Here is a 21,446-nt window from a genome sequence, read left to right on the forward strand (position 1 = left end):
ATGAAAAAATTAGTAATAATTTTCCTAATAAATTTTAATATAATTTCTCATGCATTAGCAAAAAATTTACTGATTTGTGAATATGATGAACTTTATAAAACAGGTTGCCACATAGATGATTTTATTATTGGTGAAAATTTAAAATTTCAAATGGATTTCTCTACGAGTTATAAGTTTGATTGTGAAGGACATGATTTTCAAGTAGGTATTATTACTGAAAATGGCTTCTATCCCATGCAGAGAAGTCAAAATGTTCAAAAACTAGTTTCAACATTTCAAGCTAGAGCATCTTTGAAAGTTTTAAATCCTGAAAAATTATACGCAAAAATATTAAATAAAAATTGCGAGTTAAGTATTCTGCAATCAGAACAAACACCTTCAATTCAAACAATTTCTAACTGGAATCAAGAAGCAAAAAATATAATTCAAATATTAAGGATATATTCTGAGTCTTATCAACTTGCAAAAAATTTAATAGAAATTAATACTTGGGATAAAAACAAGCTTACTTTATTTTATGACCAAGTGAAAAAAATTTCAAATCTTTATCCACAAAATTTGCAATTAAAATTATTGTTAACATCTATAGAAAATTCTTTACAAAACAGACCCACCTTAATACAAATAGAGCAGTCCACAAAAGATAGTTTAATTATCTATTATCAAAATAAAATTTTAGATTTAATTAATGAAGGAAATAAACTTATTGAATTAAGTTCATATTGGAAGATAAAAATAGATGCAGATTTAATAAAAATAATAAATGAAATAAAAATGAAGTTACCACAGTCTTTGGAGAAATGATGAAAAAAATAAACTTAATACTTTTATCAATAATTTCATTCACTACAACTTCAACTATTTTCCCCGAATCAGAACCAGATAATATTCAATTAGATAGGAGAGAAAAAGAAGCTCTTAATAAACTCTCTGAAATTGATAATCTATCAGAATACTACGGGCGAATAATTTATATTAGAGATAATTTAATTTTTGGAAGTAAAGGTTTAGATTACCAATTTAAAAACTGTACTCAACAATTAGGAAATTGGATTAATGATTGGTCAACTTTGCTATCAAGCATTGATTTACATGATAAAGAAAATACTAATATTGTCCAAAATAGTGTAAAAATTTTTTTACAAAAACAGATAGATCAAGGTGAATCATTAAAACTAAGTTGTTCAATTATCGACAATAAAGCTAACGAAGTTAGACTAATTATAAAAAAAATGCCAGAGTTTAATTCAACTAAACTTAGTGAATATAAACAAATTTTAGAAGAAGTAGAAAAAGTAAAATTCAGAACTATTCAAATTCTAGAAAAATATTCTTTAATTCATAATGATAAAATTCCAAAAATAAATGAAATAATTGATTTAACAAGAAGAGCATCTTTAGCTAAACTAAAAACTGAACTAATTGCTAATATTAAAATTCCATTACAAAGTGCTATTTCAGAATTTCAAACTATGCTTGAGGCTTCAAAACTTTCGGATCAAACTTTGTCACATATTTTACAACTAGAACAAAAAATGGATAGTTTAGTTTTAAATATGCAGTATTTTAAAGCTAAAAACTTGCTGAATAAGAGTAGAGAAGAATGTTCAAGTCAAATATCATCACTTGAAAAAAGCCCTATTGATAAAAAATATCTTAATCCTATTAGAGAAAGAACAATTAATTTATGCAATGCAATTGAAAATCATTTTAAAAATTTAACTCAATTAAATATTAAAAATTATGAATTTATAAAAAATTACTATGAATTAGTCAGTTCTAATATAAATATAGATTGCAAAAATAAAAATAATACTATTGCTTGCCAAAAGCTTAATATTATTAACTCAATAGATTTAAATACCTTAGCAGAATTACCAGAAAATAAACTTGAATACATTGAAGATTTATTAGAACAAGTTTATGAGGATTACAAAAAATGAAAAATATACTTTTATTTATACTGTTTTTAAATCTTTTTTTGCAAAATAAAATTTTTTCATTTCCTTGTAACGAAAATCTAATTGAAAACAAAAAAGCACCTCTAGCTTATAAACCTTTTCCACTGCTAGATCCTGATACTGGAAAAGTACTTGCCCCTAATGATGAAGTTCAAGTGTCAGATAGAAATGGAAACATTTCAAAAATTAAAGCAATTGAATTTTTTAATCAAATAAATGGCATGGAATATTCTTTGAATCAGTGGGGATATTCCTTGCGAGATGCAGATGGTAAGTATAATTTAAGCCAATTAGATATTTGTCTTAGTCTTTTAGAGAAACAAAAAGAAGCAATTGATAAAAGTATGAATTTTTCTCCAGAAAATTCAATGCCTAGTTATTCAGATTGGTTAAAAAAAGTAACAATAGCCTTAAAAAACTATCAAGCTTTTACACCATCAATGCAAGACTTAATAAGAATTGCGAATGATAGAAAAATAGACGATTATCTTACACAAATTCCACCTTTTGATGTACCACGTCCTCCAACTTTCAAACCAGTAGAGTTAAAAAGTTTTAAAAAAGAAAAAACTTGGTCCTTTGAAAAAGGTCAAAAATCTAAATTTTTTGTAAATGGTTTTGCAGGATATAAAGTGGCTGCAAGTAAAATAGAAGTAAGTAGTGAAGCAAATGCTGGATTAAATGCAGCAGTTCTTGGAGTTTGGGAAGGAAACATAGCAAGTGCCAAAGCAGCTACTAACTCTCCAGGAAATCAAAATGGAAAGCTTAAGGTTACAGCTAACATATTTGGGAAAACACTTTTTGCTATTGATCAAGATATTGGTAAATTAGGTTATAAAGAAGAAAAAACACTTTTTGATACACCAATTCAGCATGAAGTTAGTACACGATTTACAGTTGGCCCAATTCCTGTCAGACTAGCAGCAGGAATTCGCGGACAAAATATTATGCGTTGGGGAGTAGAATTAGTACCTTTGCAAGTACAATCCTATCTTCAACACTACGCTGGAATTGATGCATACGCTTCTGCAGCTGTAGATATTTATGTTGCTGGAGCAGGAGTTGTTGGCCGTTTGTTACTTGTAGGAATAGACACTCGTGTTACTGCAGGAGGTTTTGTAGAGTTTAATGATGTGCCAGCTTTAAAACTGGAATTACAAGGCACAACTCAATTAAATGCATTACAAGGCGATATTAGACTCTTTGTATACGCCTATTTACCTTCTTGGAAGTTCTGGAAAGGATTTGTTGAACGCAAAGAATGGTCAACAAGTCTTTGGAGCTATAATGGCTACCAAGTAAATGCAACAATTTTTGATTATTCAGCAAAACTTACTCCCACTGGATTTTCTGCAAAAGGAGATTTGAGTGTTGAGGATGTCCAAGAACAACTTGCAATAGATGCAAAATTAAAGCGTGAAGAAAAAATTAATAATCTTGAATTCCAAGTTCTAAATAGAATTTCAGAGACTATGAACTCAATCGCAAATGACTTACACAGTGAAAATAATTTAAATTTAATAAAATCAGAATCGTTAATTCAAAAAAATAATGATATTATAAACCAATCATTTCATGATTACTACAATATTTTAGCAAAATGGATAGAAAAGGATTAAAAATGAAAAAAATAGTTTATCTTTGCTTACTGACTGTAGTTTTTTTTTAGGAATAGCAATTTATAACAAAATATCTTTTTTTTCTGAAGATAAAAAATTAATTAGCTGTATACCAAATGAAAGAACAACATATTTTGTAAATTATAAAAGTTTAAATGAAACCAATTTTTCTCAATTTAATAAAAATCAAGAAAATATAAATATTGAAATATCCGGAGAAATCTCTGAATTATGTATTAATTCAGATGATAAATTAAATATTGTATTAGATTTCTCAAAAATTAAAATTAATTCAAATTCTGCAATCATAAAGTCAGAATTAATGCCAGTAAACACCGCAATAGTAAATATTATAATTTCTAATATGGGTGAATTATTAGAAATTAAAAGTAACAAAAAAATTGATCCATTAGTCTTAAATTTATATAAAGAATTTATAAAAAATTCTTTTCCAAATTTCAAAAATTATATAAATTCAGGAAAAAAATGGGAAAACGATCTTGATGGATTTGAAGGAAAAAGTAAATATTCTTATAACTTTCTCCATTCAGGGGTATTAGAAAGAAAATTTATAGATGATTTACCTGGTAAAAATTCTTTTGTCATAGAAAACAATAAAAATGTTGAAAAAAAATATTCATCTGATTCTATAACATACTTTACTTTAAATAAAAGAAATTTAAGCACAAAAATCTTCATGCTTAAAAAAGCAAAAACTTATTTAAATAATAAAATTATTGCTGAAGAAAAAACTACTTTTGAAAAAAAACTCCTTCATAAAATGTCAAACTCAAAAATTGAAGAGAGTATTTTAAAAGAATTTGTTACAAATGATTTAAAAGGAAATGAAATTAATGAAAGATTGAAAAAGAAAGTATTATTTGAAAATTTTAAATATAAAGATTTTTCTTCATTTATAAAAAGCTATAATGAAATTAAAAAAGAAAATGAGACTGAATATTTTCTTCAATTAAAATCCTTAATGAGTCTTAATGAAAATACTTTTACAGATATTTTAAATTTTATAAAAACAAATTCTATATCAATTAATTTACAAAATATTTTAATATCTGCTGCTGTTTCTTTAGGTAATCCAGAGTCGCAAAAATTTTTGGTAGATTTATTTAATCAAGAAAATGATTTAAATAGAAAAATGATTATTTTAGGTAACTTAGGAACTGTCGAGCATCCTTCAAGAAGTACAGAAGAGTTTATATTTTCCCATTTAAATACAACAAGTGATATAAATATATATAATACAGCTGAATTAGCTTTAGGAAATTTAGCGAATAATTTAAAAAATTATTCGCCGCAAAGAGAAGAAAATATATTTAATTCTTTAATCAATACTTTAAAAACAAATTCAGACCCTATAAAAAGACAAGTTACAATATACGCTCTGGGAAATTATGCTGATCCTAAAATTCTTGAAACCTTGAAACAAGAATTATTATCAAATAATGATGATATAAGAAAAGCCGCTGTATATGCTCTGAGATTTATTAATCTTTCTGAACCTGATGATTTAATAGCACAGATTTTACGTAATGAAAAAAAAGAAAGTGTGACCCTTTCAGCACTAGAAGCACTTTCATATCGCAAACAGAGAGATGATATTGTTTCTTTAGAAAGATCATTATTGCACGAAAGTCCCTCGGAATTGATTAGAATGCAAGTTTTAAAAAATTTCTCTTTGATAGGCCTTCAAAGTGATATCAATTATGCTAAAAATTATGATAGTGCAAAATCTATTAGAACCTTTGCGGAAAATCTTCTTCTTAGATTTAAATATGACTTTTAAATTTCTTTCAAGTCAATGTATTAGTTAATTATATTTAAATAAATTTATTTATATTAAAACATATTTTTTTAGAATTAGACAAAATAATGACAACTATTTTTCAATTTTAAACCTAATATTATAAAATTTTTTTGGATTTTCTAAACACTAACCGGAGGTTTTTATGTTTGATTTGCCACCACAAGTAGAAGCCGTAGAACCTAACAGTATCCAGAAAGTTGAAATCAGTTCCGCAAAAGTTGTTATCCCTTATGCTGAAGTAAATAGAACTGTATTACAAGTTAACAATCAAACAGGGTATAAGGTATTTATTTCTACCACTGTAGATAATCCTGGCCAATGGTTTGGTGGTGGAAGACCAAATGTAAACTTTAATGGTGTTGCTATAGGGCCATCAAATTATTTAAAAAGAAATGAAGATTTAAATTCATCTGCAGCATTTAATTCATTTTTTACAATGAATTTTAAATTTACAGCTGCAAGCGGTGATGAAGAGTTTGGAATTAGAGTAAATCAAGCAGACGTTTTCAAGCCAGATTTTATTGATAATTACTATCCAAGTTTCCCAATTGGAACTCTTGATATTACAGGTTACTATCAAGTTCAACACAGAGTATTAGGTAATGCAAATATCTTTACAATTACACATAATCAGTGATTATGTGTAATAAGTTTCTTAACTCGCAGTGTAATAAGTTTCTTAACTCGCAGTAAAAAATCATGTAAAATATTTCCAGTTGCTCCCCATATATCTATATCACCAATTCCATCTATATTTATCGGATAATGCCATACTTTTCTTGTAAAATTCATGATAGTTCGTTCTTCAGTCCAACATTTTATTTGCAAAAGCTGTTCAATGCTCAAACAAATTATATGACTTACTTCATTTTCATTATGAACAAAATGTTGATTATCCAAAAGCAAGGCACAAAATGGTTCGATATGATATCCAGAACGCGCAAAAGAATGATTTAGTTTTATACTAGCTTTAATATCATTTTTTTTAATACCAATTTCTTCATAAGCTTCACGTAGGGCTGTTTCAAGAGGACTTTCAAATGCATCTATTCTTCCACCAGGAAAAGAAACCTCACCAGCATGTTCCTTTAAATGTGAAGCTCTTATTGTAAAAACAAGTTGCCAACTATTCAGGTTTACAAAATCATCCAAATAATCTTTCTGCGGGCACAATAAAGGGAGTAAAATTGCGGATTTTCTTGCAAGATCTGGAACAGACTCGTCCAAACCATTCATAACTTCAAGTTTTTTAAAAACTGTAAGTATATTACTTGCCATTAATTCCGTTCTTTTGCTCGCATATATAATTCACTATCAAGTTTAACCCTTCTTCCTCTACGATAAGGTTTTTGAGTTGGATCTGCAATAACAAAAGCCGATTCTAATTCCCCTTCCTTTGTACAGAGCAAAATTTTATTTAAGCCGCCTTCAAACTCTACCATTTTTAAAAATTCTTCTTTTTCTCCTGAGACTAAATTATTTTTAAAGTATTCAATTTGTGGTGACTTGGCTTTGATTTCAATAGGAAATTCATCACTTATGCAACGTGCAAAAAATGTTTCAGCTGATTGTACAGAGTTTTTTTGAACAAAAAGATATGAAAAATTCAATTCATGATGATCTAGCTTTGAAAATTTATCTATTAAAGAAATTGCTTTTGGAGTATTCCAAGAATGTCTAAACCAACACCAATCTTTTCTAGTTGTTTCAGAAGAAAGTGGACAGCTTTTCTTATGCGCACAAGGTGAAATTATTTGACCATCTTTATTAGCAGAAATAAATTCATTTCTTAAAGTACCTAAAGATTTTGCATGCTCTTCCTGCCCAGGTTCCATTATAAGCAGAAGTCCACCATTATTTAATTTTGCATATAATGAATTTAAAGTTTTTCCACGATGTTTCATAGGAATTTCATTAAAAACATTAATACCTAAAATAATATCACTATTTTTTGTTACTTTTTCTGGTGAAGTTAATTGTTCAACAGAAATATTTATATTCTCAAAAAGAGATTTTGTTAACATTTTTTTCCCAAACTCAACAATTTTACCAGATCTATCAATTGCATTCACATGAATTCGTTTGGGTAAAACTAAATTATTATTTTTAGAAAAAAGATACTCAAAAACACTTAAAATCCCTATAGTACCACTTAAAGGACCACAACCAAAATCAGTAATAACTATTTCTTCTTTTGCTGTTAAAAATAAACTTTCAATAGCAAAAATATTTTCATCTCTTACTAATGTCGAAAAAACTCTCTCCACATTTGGTAATAAAAAAGAAGCTATATATGCTTGAAATCCGTCACCAGTATTCATATAATGCTTATCTAATTTAGTTCTATCTTGATTAAATTGATTCCATAAAGTCTGAACATGAGAGGCTATTCTTTGCGTAGTCGCCTTTTTTTCAGTATTATTACTATCAAAAATCCCTAGATAACTCTCCCAATCTTTCATATAATTGGATATATTAATAAATAATTTACTTTCAATCTCATAAAAATTTCGCATTCTAATTTTTTTCCTTACGCTTACTCTCTTTTAAAAACAAAACATAATTTTTAACAGCTTTATTGTGGTCATTTAAGTTTTTACTAAAGACGTGAGTCCCATCCCCTTTAGCAACAAAATAGAGATCATTTGAAATAGGATTTAGCGTAGCTTTTAAACTTGCAAGACCTGGGCTTGCTATAGGTCCGGGCGGTAACCCATAGTTAGTGTATGTATTATATGGGGTAGGAGTTAGCAAATCTTTTTTAGTAATATTTCCTTTGTATCTACTCCACATGCCATAAATAACAGTAGGATCTGCTTGTAATTTCATTTTAATCTTCAACCTATTAAAATATACTCCTGCAACTCTTTCGCGTTCTGAAGACGCAGCAGTTTCTTTTTCAACAATAGATGCTAATGTAATATATTCTAAAGGAGAAAAACCTAATTTCCTTGCCCTATCATACATATCTGGTGTTACATTTTTCTTAAATTCAGCTAATATCCCTTTCAAAATTTGTTTTGGAGGCAAATTTGGATCAAACACATATGTTTCTGGGAAAAGAAAACCTTCTAAATTCTGAATTGGATAATTTAAACTCAGAAATTGAATAAGTTCTTTTGAATTTATAAGCTCTAACCATCTTTTAACTGGAACTTTAGGAAAATCTTGAGTTAATTTTTCAGCTACTTGATAAATATTTAATCCTTCAGGAATAGTTACTTTTATTGTTAATATATCACCTCTAACGAGTTTACTTATTACATTTTCAGGGGTGACATCTTTTTCAAAACGATAGGTTCCTACTTTTAAGTTTCCTGTAAGCTGCATGACTCTAGCATAATCGACTAGTAATTTTGGATATCTAATGACATGTAATTTTTCTAAATCATATGCTAGTTTGCTAAAATTTGTTCCTTCTTGTAAATAGTAATCAACCAACTGTATATTGGAAGGATTAGGAGTTTTATACCAATAAAATATTCCAGTTATACAAATACTAAATCCTAAAAACAAAACAACAAATATTTTCTTACCCATTTTGCTATTCCCATAATTTTAAGCCAATATCTCTTCTTAATTCATTAATATTTGGTGGAACTCTTATGCTATTATTATTCCAAATTTTTTTATACATTCCAAAATACTGAGTGTTTAAATCAAAAAATTCTTGACTACTAATTTTTTCAAATGAGTCTTTTTCTTTTATAAATATCATGTTTGAATTTGTTAGATAATCAGTAAAAGAATAAATCCTAGGACAATTATCTACTCCAAATTTCACTCGGCTAGCTAATCTATTTGTCAGTATTATTTGATGATTATTTTTCATATTTGGTAAAGATTTAGTTGAAAACCAAAGAGATGTTCCTGAGTACCCCAAATGACCATAAAAATATTCTCGATCTTTAGGCCAATTTCTAATTCCACAAGTAGAATCCTTACTAGAAGGAGTATCTAATCCATATACAAAACGTACATTCTTATCATGAATATAACCTAAATTTTCCAAATAATTTTTTTGATAATATGCCAATTCTTCAGTAGCAAACTTAACGTCATTAACTGTACCAAAACATCCTGAGTGGCCTGAAACAATATTTGAATTATTTGGCAGTAAAGAAAGAATATTAGCATTTGTATCGCTTACATTGCCAAAGGAAGATAAGTCATCACCAATAAAATTATCTTTATAAGCAGATATATAAGGATAAAATGGAATACTTTTTTTTGTCTCATTTGGCGTTAAAGATGCATGATAAAATTTTGTTTTTACTTTTTCATTTATATCGTTTATAATTTCTATCCAAGATGATTCTTTCATAAAAAAAGACTCAATAATTCTTGACAAAATATAATAATTTATATCAGAATAAACAAATTCTGAAAATTGCTCATTTTTAAAATATTTTAAACAATTTTTATTTAAATTTTCTTTCATGATATTCGAATAATTTTTATCATTATTATCTATAATAGTCTGGTAAATTTCCGTATCATTTGCGAAGTAAGTATTTCTGTGTTGCCATTTACCAATTCCCATCCAAAACCAATTTTTGGCACCGGAATAATGTGAAAGAAATGAATTTAAATTTAAATTATTTTCATTATTTAAAATAAACTCTATTAAAACATTATTTTCATCAATCATATTTTTAGGTAAAAAAATATCATTTAAAGGAGTAGATATTATTTTTATAAAGTCATTTTTAAATTTCATCCGTAAATATAAATTTAAAAATAAAGGTTTTGTTAAACTAGAAATATCAAAATATGGATGAATTATTGGATTTTTTAATTCATAAAAGTTATTTTTAGAAATTAAACATTCGTCAATCCAAAAGGCAGAAAAAGCATACTTATTATTTGCAATTGACCAAGCTGTAAAATCACCTTTTTCACATTGATTTTCCAAGCTTTCTATGCAAGAAATAAGTTCATTAGGAATATGAGTTTGTAAATATTTTTGGATTGTAAAATTCATGATATGACTTCCCTGCCTTGTCTGCTCAGGGCATTTATATAAACTATTTTAAGGTGCAATATGGAATTATTCACTAAAGTAAAACCTCACTGTCCTTTCATAATGCCTGAAACAGAAGTGACTCAGACAAACTTCAATAATTTTTGTATCTTGAATCTTGGAGTAGCTCCTCATAGAGTCACCAAAGATATTTTACTATGGCTTGATGAAGACCATGGTGCTGGTGACCCTACCTTATTTGCAGCTCAGGCCAAAAATCAAACTGCCAATTTTTATGTTGTTGCAAAACAGGATTTTATCTTAACAGGACTTCCCATCATGTGCGAAACCTTTCATTTAGCTTCTGGCAGTGAAATCAAATTATTTTCAAACTTCAAAGATGGGGATCAAATCAAAAAAGGTGATATCATTCTGGGCGGCAAGGGAAATGCTGGCGCAATCTTACTAGGCGAACGAGTAGCTCTTAATTTATGCGCAAAATTATCAGGAATATCAAGTAAAACAAAATCAATTTTAACAGAAATTAAAAAGTTTTCACCCTCCATTTATTTATTAGAGACAAGAAAAACTACTCCAGGTCTGAGGATTTATGAGAAATATGCTACGCGAAATGGTGGCGCACGAAATCATCGACATGGCTTGGATTCAGGTTCAATGCTAAAAGAAAATCATTTAAGATACTTTGGTTCAATTGAATATGCATTGGAAAGTTTATCCAATAAAACTCCTGTACTAAATAAAATAGAAATTGAAGTAACAAATCTAGCTGAATTTAGAGCTGCCTTAACCAAAGGAGCTGATGTTATTATGCTTGATAACTTCGCTATTGAAGATGTACATCAAGCAGTTAATGAAAGAAATAAAGTTAATAAAAATATTAAACTTGAATTAAGTGGGAATTTAGATGAAAAAAATATTGAACAAATAGCTTCTTCTGGAGTTGATTTTTTAAGTATGGGTGCATTGATCCATAAAGCAATATGGGTTGATATTAGCTTACAGTTATATATGCAGGACTAATTTGGATCACAAATGAATACAAAAGATTTTTACACAGTTTATACTGAATATACTCCTTCGACAATGGATTTAGCAAAATACTATAACAGCAGCAACAGCCATAATAACAATATTATTGCTGTTGTTACTCGGAACCAAACACTAGGTAGAGGAAGAGGGGGATCAATTTGGCAACAAGCAGATTTGTCCGTTTTAGAAAACAAATCTACTGGGGATCTGAGATTTTACAATGATTTAACAGAAATTATGGTATCGTCTTTAGATTTCCTGCCTTTAACTTTAATAGTTCCTTCAAGCAAAATAAAAGTTCCATTCGAATGGATTACAGCATTAGTGTCGTCTGCACTTCTTGATGCTCTAGAATCAACTGGAAACTTTATAAAGTCAATTATTCAAGGATTTTCATATTCAAGTAATTCAATTTTATGTATTAAATGGCCAAATGATTTAATACTTATAAATAAAAATAGTACTGCAACAGAGTATAAAAAAGTTAGCGGAATTCTTTGTGAAACCAGCTCGCAAAGCGGGAAAATCGGAGATATTTTTATTGGAATAGGATTAAATTTTTTTTCCAAACCCGATCTTGATAAAGCAATTTCTTTTTGGGAAAGCCTTTTTAGTCAGGAATTAAATAAAAATGAGAGAAGAGAACTGAATAAATTATTGAAAGATAGAGAATTCAAAAAGGCGATTATCACAAATCTTTGTGATAATTTTAAAAAAGAGTTTTTAGATCTCATCTGTTCAGAAAGAAATACAACACAAATAAAATCTATTGTTCAATCAAGATCGATTCCAATTGGTACATTTATTTCCGTAGATAAAGGTACAAAAAAAGGAGAGTTTTTAGGATTAGATGACAATGGAGGTTTACTTTTATCTGGAAATAGAAACTCTATTTTATCTGGTGAAGTATCAATAGATAATCCAGTTAAATTAAAATCAACTCAATCAAACTCTGTTAATTTAGAAAAAAAGAGTGCCCCTGTTTTAGCAATTGATTTTGGTAATACTACTATTCATTCAACATACCAAGCTACAAACTCAAAATTGTATCATGCAAATATTGCATATGAAAATGTTATTTCTGAGAATGGAAACAGAATTCGTGATTCACTTAAACCACTTGTAGAAGGCTTGCTAGTAGATAGGAAAGAAAAAATAGATTTTATTTACACATCTGTTAATACACCAGAAAAAACCAAGAATTCTATTCAAAAAATTAGAGAATATTTTAAATCTCTTTTTCCTGAAATTATCTTTAATGAAATTAAATTAACAGAACAAGACATTTTCAGCTGCATTGATATTTCAGGTAATTTTGAAATAGGTCGACTAGGCGCAGATAGAGCCCTGAAATTTTTATTTGCCGCTAATGAGGCAAAAAAGCAAAACATCAATATTTTAACTTTTTCTTTCGGTACAGCAGTAACTTGTGAAGGTGTTAGTTCTAATTTAAGCATCTTAGAAAATTTTATTTTTCCTGGTATTCAAATGGCTTTAAATGCTATTAATCATTTTACAGCTCTTGTTCCTTTATTTAAAGCGAACCCTGAATTGTTTCAAGCAAATGATTCTATTTGGAATCAAGAAATTTATGTTCAAAGGGGAGTTTTTCTATCAACTGCGGCTAGCGTAATAGCTACTATTGAAATGCACCAACCATGTAAGTGTTATTTTAGCGGTGGAAATTCTGATTCCGTTTTAAAAATAATAGAATTAATGTACCCAAATAAAAATTATAACATCGAAATATTACCAAATATTGAAACAGAGGTAATAATAAAAAACAAAGACAATATACTAAAGAAACAAAAAGAGTTTGAACTTCAGAAGAAAAATTTAATTAATGAAAATATTTTAAAAATAAAAAATATTATTGAAGAAAAAAAATCTATAAATTTGCAAGAACAATTTAAAGATAAAAGCATTTCTGACATAGCAAAAACAATGCTAAAAGCTCGTGATCCTAAATCTATTATTAGAACTGCTGAACTAAATGAAAAAGATTTTAGAAAAATTGGTTCACATATAGAAGGACTCCAAACAGAAGAAAGATTGGATTCCTATATGGCAAATAAATTTCAATTTCATAATCGAGAAACTTGGCGAGAGCGCATAGAAAAGGGTGAAGTAAAAATTGAGCATGGTGCGCATAACAAAAACAGAGAAAAAATACATTTAAATAAAGTCAAGCCTACATATAAAATTAAAAATTTTGACCAAGTTTGGCTTTTCCATCCGCCTGAATACGAACCAGATATTATAGAAAATATTGAGGTTATTTACGATAATGGAGACGTATGTGTTTTTTCCAAACCACCAAATATGGTAATACATGCAGCTGGTATTTATGGGAAAAATACATTTGTAAATATAGCTCAAAAAATGGGTTATGGTGATTGTGCTGCAGTTCACAGAATAGATAGAGAAACAAGTGGAATATTAGCTTGTGCTAGAAAATCAGAAACAAGAAACATTATTTCAGAAGCTTTTCGTCAAGGAAATGTGGATAAAATGTATCTTGCTGTTACAAAAGGAAAGAATAATTTACCAGAAAAATTTCGCGTTACTTTACCAATTGGTGAACCAGAACATTCTTTAATCCGCTTAAAGCTTTGGATAAATGGCAAATCAAGTCAAAATGCAGAAACATGGTTTGCAAAATTATCTGAATTTCAAGACTACACTCTCTATGCCTGCTTGCCTCAAACAGGAAGAACTAATCAAATTCGTATCCATTTAGCTGCAATTGGACAATGGATTGTTGGTGATAAAATGTATCATCCTAATGAACAAGTCTTTTTAGAATTTTACGAAAAAGGATACACAGATTGGGTTCATGAGCAAACAATATTCCCAAGACATATGCTTCATAACACAGCCATTGAAATAGTAGGTGATAGTAATATTTCTAATATAATAGAAGAACCTATAGTTTGTGAATTATCAGAAGACATGTTGAATTCTGATATTGTAAAAAAACTATTAGAACAAGGAAAAATACCTATAAATAAAAATGAACAAAGAAGTTTTTTTAAAAATATATTTAACCAACTTAATAATTTAAACTTTCAAAGTTTTCCTGAAATATCTGAGGGAGGTCATATTCAATGAAAAATTTAAGTCATATCGATACTGTTTGTGTCCATGCTGGAGCCTCACCTGAAGAATTAACAGGGGCTATCATGCCACCTATTTTTCAAACTTCAACTTACGTTCAACCTAGCCCCGGTAATCCAAAAATTTACGATTATTCAAGAGGAGGCAATCCTACTAGAACCGCACTTGAAGAAGCATTAGCTGCACTTGAAAAAACAAAATTTTCTGTTTCTTTTTCTTCAGGATTAGCTGCAGTAGGTGCCATAGCTCAACTTCTAAATCCAAATGATCATGTTATTGTATGTGATGATGTTTATGGTGGAACAGGGCGACTATTTCGAAAATTATTTGCAAAATATGATATTGCTTTTGAATTTATTGACATGACAGATCTTAAAAAAGTTGAAAATTCAATAAAAAGTAATACTAAATTAATTTGGATTGAAACTCCAACAAATCCATTACTTAAGTTAATAGATATCGAAAAAATTGCTACTTTAGCAAAAAAACAAAATGCTTTAACTGTTGTGGATAATACGTTTTCATCTCCTATTTTTCAAAATCCAATTGAATTAGGAGCTGATATTATTTTGCATAGTACCACTAAATATATCGGCGGACACAGTGATATGGTAGGAGGTTGCTTAATGCTAAATGATAAAAACCTCGCAGATCAATTAAAATTTATTCAATTTGCAGGTGGAAGTGTAAACTCTCCTTTTGAGTCATTTTTATTACATAGAAGTATCAAAACTCTATCGCTAAGAATGAAAAAACATCATGAAAATGCTATGCAAATTGCTAGAGAAATGGAAAAAATCCCTTTATTTTCTGAAGTTATTTTCCCTGGGCTTGAATCACATCCTCAACATTCATTAGCAAAAAAACAAATGCGAGGATATTCTGGAATGATTTCTGTAAGAATTAATGGTGATTTTGAAAAGTTAAAATTATTTCTTTCAAAATTAAAATATTTTTCTTTAGCAGAAAGCTTAGGTGGTGTTGAATCACTTGTAAACCATCCTGAAACAATGACACATGCTAGTGTTCCTGAAGATCACAGAAAGATTTTAGGGATTACAGCGAATTTGCTCAGATTCTCTGTAGGGATTGAAGATTCTCAAGATCTCATCGAAGATATTAAAAATGCAGCAAAAATTTGACAAATAATTCTTTCCTTCTGGTCTATTCGCCTTAATCCGATAATTGACTAGGAGGGAACAGTATGAGTGGTCTTGGGCCGAAAACCAATAAAAAAGTTATGCGTACTTCAAGCGAACTTGAATTAATTAAATTAATATTGGACGAAGATAAAGAATTGAAGAAAAAAGTGATCCGCTTTATCCAAAAAAGTCTTGGCAAAACAACATCAGCTACAGCAAAAAAACAAAAAAATTAAAACTATTTTTCTCTTATATCCACTATTTATTTTCTTTTGTAAATTGACAAAATTTTGAACTATAAAAGTAAAATAAGTTATGCTAAAATCATAAAAATATTTCTATTGGGCAAAAGTAATTATGAATAAAATGAGCTTATCTTTAAAATTAAATTTAACTATGGCAATACTGTTTATATTTTTACTTTTTATCTCTCTGTATTCAATTTTAATGATTAACAAAACTCAGGTATATTCTGCCGAAACGGAAAATAATTGGTTACCTAGCATTATCTCTGCGCAAAAAATGCAAAAAATATTTTCATCAATAAGTAGAAGACCTTTGAGAATTCTATTAGATGAAAACGAAAAAGATAGAAATGAAGGAAAAAAAATTTTTAATAAAGGAATTGAAGATTTCAAGAAAGAAAAAGAAAACTATGAAAAATTAATTTCAGAAAAAGAAGAAAAAGAAGCTTATAAAATATTAAATGATTCTTGGAAAGAATATGAATCCATTGCAAATAATACCGTTGAATTAGCAGATAAAGGATTAAGAAGTGAAGGTTACAAATTATTTAATATTAAAGGAAGACCATATCAAGTTGATATTGAAAATTCTTTAAATACAATAACTGAAATAAATAATAAAGGTGCGATAGAATCTACTAAAAAAGGAAAAAACTTAACTTCTATTACATCCATAACAGTCAGTATCATTCTTATACTATCAGTATTAATACTTATTTTTTCAATTAGAATGGTAAGTAAAACAACTTCATCAATTGAAAGCGCTATTAAAGAATTAAAAGATCAGAGTAATAAAATGAATAAAATTGGAGAGACTCTAAGTGATAGCTCTAAAGTTCTTACCCAATCAGTTGCAGAACAAGCTTCATCTGTTCATGAAACAACTGCTGCAATTAATGAAATTACAAGCATGGTGAATAGAACCACAGAAAATTCAAAAGAATCAAGTTCAATTGCAAATAAATCTTCAATTAAAACTGAAGAAGGGCAAAAAATAATGGGTGAACTTGTAAATTCTATGGAAACAATTCAGGAGTCTAATAAGCAACTACAAAATATTTCTGTAATTATAAATCAAATTCAAGTCAAAACAGCAGTTATAAATGATATTGTATCAAAAACGGAACTTCTATCTTTAAATGCTTCAATAGAATCCGCTAGAGCTGGTGAACATGGCAAAGGATTTGCAGTTGTTGCTGAAGAAGTTGGGAATTTAGCAAAAGTTAGTGGTAAATCTGCTAACGAAATTCAAGATCTTATAACAACTAGTCAAGAAGAGGTTAATAAAATATTAGGGATAACAAAAGCAAGAATTGATGAGGGCAAAGTGGTTACAGGAAAAGCACAAGAAACTTTTCTAAATATTTCTCAAGATATTCAAACTCTAGCAAATATACTTCAGCAAATTGCGGATGCAACTCATGAGCAAGAAATAGGAATACATCAAATTTCAAAAGCTATGGATCAAATTGATAAAGTCACACAAAAAAGTCAAGATATTTCTAATTTAGCAGCTGAATCTTCAAATAATGTCGCAGAAGAGAGTAAAAATTTAGCAAATACATCTCGAAAAATAGAACTCCTTATTTGTGGAAAAAATTCTTAAAAACATGTAAATAAAAAATATCAATATCTTTAAAATTTACTTACAAATTTATTTGTATAAATATAGCTATGGAAGAAACTATAATGCTTAATATTATTTTGCTATTAACTCTATTAATATTTCAGACCAATTTATTCAGCGTTGAAAATAATTCAGCACCTGTTGAAGAGAAATTCTTTTGGCCTGATGGAAAAATATACTATATTATTGATACTAAATCTTATAAAAACACAGATATTACTTTGATAAAAGAAGCAATGATAAAAATAATGGATGTTTCTAATGTAAAATTTATAGAAATTAAAATTGAAGATCTAACGAAACAAAAAAACTATATCCTAATTACAGATGGCGATTCTTGTCACAGTGAAATTGGAATGATTGGTGGAATGCAGAAATTACTTTTACATAATATGCAATGTATGCGATTAGGTACAATTATCCACGAATTAATGCATAGTATTGGATTTTATCACGAACAAAGTCGCTTTGATAGAGATCAATATATCATTATAAATTGGGATAATATCTTAGATAAAAGGAAATATAATTTTGAAAAAAAAGGAGAATTTACAACAAGATTTGGAAAATATGACTATGATTCTATTATGCACTACGGCGCATATGCTTTTTCAAAAAATGGGGATTGTACAATTTCAACTATAGATTCTCAATCCAATATAGGACAACGCAGTCAATTAAGTAAAACTGATATTTATGGCCTTTGGTTAGCTTATGGAAACCCGCAATAAAAAATATTAAATTGTATATCAAATTGCAGCAACAACACACGGATCTTCACCAATCCAAAATATGAAATCTCCAATTGAAAATCGAGACCTTATAAAAGGTGAAAATCTTAATGCCCAACGATACTCTAATGCTGAAATTGCAGGATGAGTTCCTTCTGGATAAGTTGGTAATTTTGAGTTTACCAAGAGATGCTCAAGTTCCTGTGCCCTTATTGTTAATATTTCTAATTTTCTTTTGATTTCAGGAAAATCTTGGATAAAATTATAAAAAGAATCTTTTATCTCATTCCATTTTTCATTTTTTATTAAATAATCTTTTAAGAAAACTTCTTTTGCTAATTCTATATTACCTTTATCTAATTGCCGATTTTCATCAGTATTTCCATAATATGGAGCACTTATTAATAATTTAGAAATTAACTTTTCTGCTTCCTTAAAAGTTAATGTTCTAAATTTTTTCTCATCAAAACTATTTATACTTAAAATCCAATCAAAAGACATTGCACTTGTTAATGATGCTAAAGCAACTTGTTCGCCATGCAATACTAATTGCTTACCTGCTGTCAATTTTAAAAAATCTAACCCATGACTAATAACATGCTCATATCCACTTAAGGGAGTTGTTTCTCCACTTAATGTCATAGCTATTCCAGCCATAGATAAAATGGGAACTAATTCAGAAATTGCTGCACAAGAAAGATTTGCTCCTGCAAAATAAGGTGACAAATTTTTCAATTGCGTTGAAAATATCTCCATTAATCTAAAAGCCATTTCGTTGTAAGTCTTACTAATTCCTATTTTATAACTTAAATACCAATCCCCATATGCAACAAATCGAGCCAGTAAATCACCATATCCAGCTCTTGATAGAGTCATTGGTGCAGCCTGCAGTAACGGCTCTATCCAAATTGTATGGTTTATATGCTTTGATTGCCTTGTTCTTTTTGCTCCACCAATATCTAAGACAGAAAAACTCGATGTATATGCTGTGACTGTAGCAGCTGTAGGGATTGAGACAAAAATAGCATCATTAAAATTACTAAAAAGAGAATGTTTTAATAAATCAGTAATTGTTCCACTGCCTAGGGAAATAAAAATCTGACAATTATTCTTTTGTTCATTAACGTAACTATCAATATATTTAAGAAATTTTTCTGAAGCATGAATTTCTTGAGGTTTTACGTTTGCATCTTTTGATAAATTTTTAAATATTATTTCAAAATCATTTTCTAAAATTTTACAAATTGTATCATCTATAGAAACTGATTCTTGTAAACTTGATGCTTTAAATTCACCATCGCTGAGAATAAATATTTTTTTTGCTGCAAAAGTAGCTTTTAATTTTAATAAAATATTTTTAAATTCAAGGAAGTCCCTACAGTAATATTGTTCAGGAATTTTAGATTCTATACAATCCTGTATCCCTTCCTGCTGTAAAGAATTGAATAATTTTTCAAAATTTTGCATATTTTTACCTCAAATAAAAAAATCCTCGAACTTACTTTAAGATCGAGGATAAAATTTAATACAATGCTGCATATTATTTTTGATGTTCTGTACTAACAACCTGTTGAGAATGATGTTTTATATTCTCAGTATTAACTATTCTTAAATTTTTTTCTGCCGCTTGATTATAATTTATATTTATTGCCCATCTTGGCCCTAAAATACCTATAACTATAGCAGCAACAGCTGCTATTATTGTCATTGCTTGCATTCCAGAATTTGTTTCATCTGATTGATTATTATGAATTGAGTACCTAGTTGCTGGTTTAAACCACATTTCTGCCATAATTGATAGATAGTAAAATAATGATAGACAACTGAATACTACTAAAATAATTGCTAATCCAATAAATCCTTGGTTTACCGCTGAAAGCAATAAATAGAATTTACCAAAAAAACCTGCAATTGGTGGAATACCTGCAAACCCAAATAAGAAAATACTTAAAGTAACTGCTGCAACTGGTTTTTTAAATCCAATACCAGAGAGTTCTTCTTTTAATAAATCTTCCCGATTTGAATCTTCGAACCATGATATTACTGTAAAAGCACCTAAACTTAAAACTGCATAGATTACAGCATAAGCAATTAACGATTGCTTTGCTTCAATACTATTTGGATCGCTTGCCAATGATGCAAAAGCTAAACAAAAATATCCTGCATTTGCAACTGAAGAATAAGCTAAAATTCTTTTCACACTGTTGTGAACTAAACCAAATAACGAACCAACTACTATAGAGATAGCGCCAAGTAACCAGAACATTATTATTAATCCAGTTTTTTCTCCTGGCGCAAAGCTTTGACTTAGTATTCTTAAAACAACTATAGCGACACTAAATTTTACTAATGAAGCCATATAACCAGTTAAATGTGAGTTTGCGCCCTGATAAACATCGGGAGCCCAAGAATGAAAAGGTGCTATAGCTAATTTAAAGCCTAAGCCACTCATTACCAATAAAACACCAAGTAAACTAAACGGATTATTTAAAGAAATATTTAATAATCTTAAATCAGAAAAACGTAACGAGCCGATACTTGCATAAATTAATGCGGCACCCATTAGTAACATAGCAGCAGCTGCGGCACCAAGTATAAAATATTTTAATGATGCTTCCATTGCTTGGAAAGTTTTCCTTTGATATCCAACTAAAATATATAAGGAAATACTGGTTAACTCTAAGCCTACAAAGAAACTTAAAAATTCACCTGCAGCGCACATTACCATTAAACCTGCAGAAGAAAATAATATTAATGTTAACAATTCTGAACGTAATAATTGTTTACCAATTTTAGTCATAGAAGCTGCCATTAAGGTAAATAAAGTACCAATTGAAATTACTATAAATGAAGTTCTAGTTATATCATCAATTAATACTCCACTTCCCAAAAAAGCTTTAGGTACTTCAGTGCTACTTAAAATTGCAGCACATGCTGAGATGAAACAAACAGATACAGCAATATACCAAGAACTGTAGCAGGGTTTTTCTGGATCAGTTTTAAAAACACCAACTATCATTGTTACTAATCCACCTACTAAAAATAAAAGAATAGGTAGAGCTAAAAAATAGAAACTTGCAGGAGGTAAAATGTCACTCCAAAGACGTGTTTGAATTGCTGTTTTCACAGTTTCTTGGAGCTGTGTCATTGTAAGGTCAACTGACATCAT

At 28.7% G+C, this 21,446-nt stretch carries 17 protein-coding genes; 11 read left to right on the plus strand and 6 right to left on the minus strand.

Annotation, left to right across the window (positions count from 1 at the left end):
- The 5 genes from GOY08_RS13555 to GOY08_RS13575 all read left to right on the plus strand — a co-directional run bounded on the left by GOY08_RS13555 (position 1) and on the right by GOY08_RS13575 (position 6,039).
- Positions 1-804, plus strand: coding sequence for a hypothetical protein (locus GOY08_RS13555; protein WP_158999454.1), 804 nt, complete (start codon positions 1-3; stop codon positions 802-804).
- Positions 804-1,943, plus strand: coding sequence for a hypothetical protein (locus GOY08_RS13560; protein ID WP_158999455.1), 1,140 nt, complete (start codon positions 804-806; stop codon positions 1,941-1,943). The genes GOY08_RS13555 and GOY08_RS13560 overlap by 1 nt, the downstream gene beginning before the upstream one ends.
- Positions 1,940-3,580, plus strand: coding sequence for a hypothetical protein (locus GOY08_RS13565; RefSeq protein ID WP_158999456.1), 1,641 nt, complete (start codon positions 1,940-1,942; stop codon positions 3,578-3,580). Before GOY08_RS13560 ends, GOY08_RS13565 begins: the two co-directional genes overlap by 4 nt.
- A gap of 22 nt (positions 3,581-3,602) precedes the next feature.
- Positions 3,603-5,381, plus strand: a complete 1,779-nt coding sequence (locus GOY08_RS13570) for a HEAT repeat domain-containing protein (protein WP_158999457.1) — start codon at positions 3,603-3,605, stop codon at positions 5,379-5,381.
- A 163-nt stretch (positions 5,382-5,544) separates the two neighbouring features.
- On the plus strand, positions 5,545-6,039 hold the full coding sequence (locus tag GOY08_RS13575; RefSeq protein ID WP_158999458.1) for a hypothetical protein: 495 nt from the start codon (positions 5,545-5,547) through the stop codon (positions 6,037-6,039).
- Here the strand turns inward: GOY08_RS13575 and GOY08_RS13580 are convergent.
- The 4 genes from GOY08_RS13580 to GOY08_RS13595 are packed head-to-tail and all read right to left on the minus strand — an operon-like array spanning position 6,033 to position 10,386.
- On the minus strand, positions 6,033-6,680 hold the full coding sequence (locus tag GOY08_RS13580) for an NUDIX hydrolase (RefSeq protein WP_158999459.1): 648 nt from the start codon (positions 6,678-6,680) through the stop codon (positions 6,033-6,035). The genes GOY08_RS13575 and GOY08_RS13580 overlap by 7 nt on opposite strands.
- A complete protein-coding gene (locus tag GOY08_RS13585) occupies positions 6,680-7,918 on the minus strand; it encodes a small ribosomal subunit Rsm22 family protein (RefSeq protein WP_158999460.1) in 1,239 nt (412 codons plus the stop codon). The genes GOY08_RS13580 and GOY08_RS13585 overlap by 1 nt, the downstream gene beginning before the upstream one ends.
- A gap of 1 nt (position 7,919) precedes the next feature.
- Complete coding sequence (mltG, locus tag GOY08_RS13590) at positions 7,920-8,942, minus strand: endolytic transglycosylase MltG (RefSeq protein ID WP_158999461.1); 1,023 nt, start codon at positions 8,940-8,942, stop codon at positions 7,920-7,922.
- 4 nt (positions 8,943-8,946) lie between these two features.
- On the minus strand, positions 8,947-10,386 hold the full coding sequence (locus GOY08_RS13595; protein WP_158999462.1) for a hypothetical protein: 1,440 nt from the start codon (positions 10,384-10,386) through the stop codon (positions 8,947-8,949).
- Between the two features lie 60 nt (positions 10,387-10,446).
- Here GOY08_RS13595 and nadC point away from each other — a divergent pair, with 60 nt between their 5' ends.
- The 6 genes from nadC (at position 10,447) to GOY08_RS13625 (ending at position 18,277) form a co-directional block, all read left to right on the plus strand.
- Entirely contained in the window at positions 10,447-11,406 is a 960-nt protein-coding gene (gene nadC, locus GOY08_RS13600; protein WP_158999463.1) for a carboxylating nicotinate-nucleotide diphosphorylase, read from the plus strand.
- 12 nt (positions 11,407-11,418) lie between these two features.
- Complete coding sequence (locus GOY08_RS13605) at positions 11,419-14,526, plus strand: type III pantothenate kinase (RefSeq protein WP_158999464.1); 3,108 nt, start codon at positions 11,419-11,421, stop codon at positions 14,524-14,526.
- Complete coding sequence (locus tag GOY08_RS13610) at positions 14,523-15,674, plus strand: trans-sulfuration enzyme family protein (protein ID WP_158999465.1); 1,152 nt, start codon at positions 14,523-14,525, stop codon at positions 15,672-15,674. Before GOY08_RS13605 ends, GOY08_RS13610 begins: the two co-directional genes overlap by 4 nt.
- Before the next feature lie 62 nt (positions 15,675-15,736).
- Positions 15,737-15,910, plus strand: a complete 174-nt coding sequence (locus GOY08_RS13615) for a hypothetical protein (RefSeq protein WP_158999466.1) — start codon at positions 15,737-15,739, stop codon at positions 15,908-15,910.
- A 121-nt stretch (positions 15,911-16,031) separates the two neighbouring features.
- Complete coding sequence (locus GOY08_RS13620) at positions 16,032-17,525, plus strand: HAMP domain-containing methyl-accepting chemotaxis protein (protein ID WP_158999467.1); 1,494 nt, start codon at positions 16,032-16,034, stop codon at positions 17,523-17,525.
- Positions 17,526-17,608: 83 nt separating this feature from the next.
- The gene (locus tag GOY08_RS13625) at positions 17,609-18,277 is read left to right on the plus strand and encodes a M12 family metallopeptidase (protein WP_158999468.1); all 669 of its coding nucleotides are present in this window, start codon (positions 17,609-17,611) and stop codon (positions 18,275-18,277) included.
- Positions 18,278-18,295: 18 nt separating this feature from the next.
- Here GOY08_RS13625 and GOY08_RS13630 read toward each other — a convergent pair whose 3' ends face one another.
- Together GOY08_RS13630 and GOY08_RS13635 are read right to left on the minus strand one after the other, a co-directional pair.
- Positions 18,296-19,744 carry an iron-containing alcohol dehydrogenase gene (locus GOY08_RS13630; protein WP_158999469.1) on the minus strand — a complete coding sequence of 483 codons (1,449 nt, stop codon included), beginning with the start codon at positions 19,742-19,744 and terminating at the stop codon, positions 18,296-18,298.
- Between the two features lie 73 nt (positions 19,745-19,817).
- Positions 19,818-21,446 (minus strand): NADH-quinone oxidoreductase subunit N, encoded by a 1,629-nt coding sequence (locus GOY08_RS13635; protein WP_158999470.1) that lies wholly within the window; start codon positions 21,444-21,446, stop codon positions 19,818-19,820.

Source organism: Pigmentibacter ruber (genome assembly GCF_009792895.1).
GTDB classification, from domain to species: Bacteria; Bdellovibrionota_B; Oligoflexia; order Silvanigrellales; family Silvanigrellaceae; genus Silvanigrella; species Silvanigrella rubra.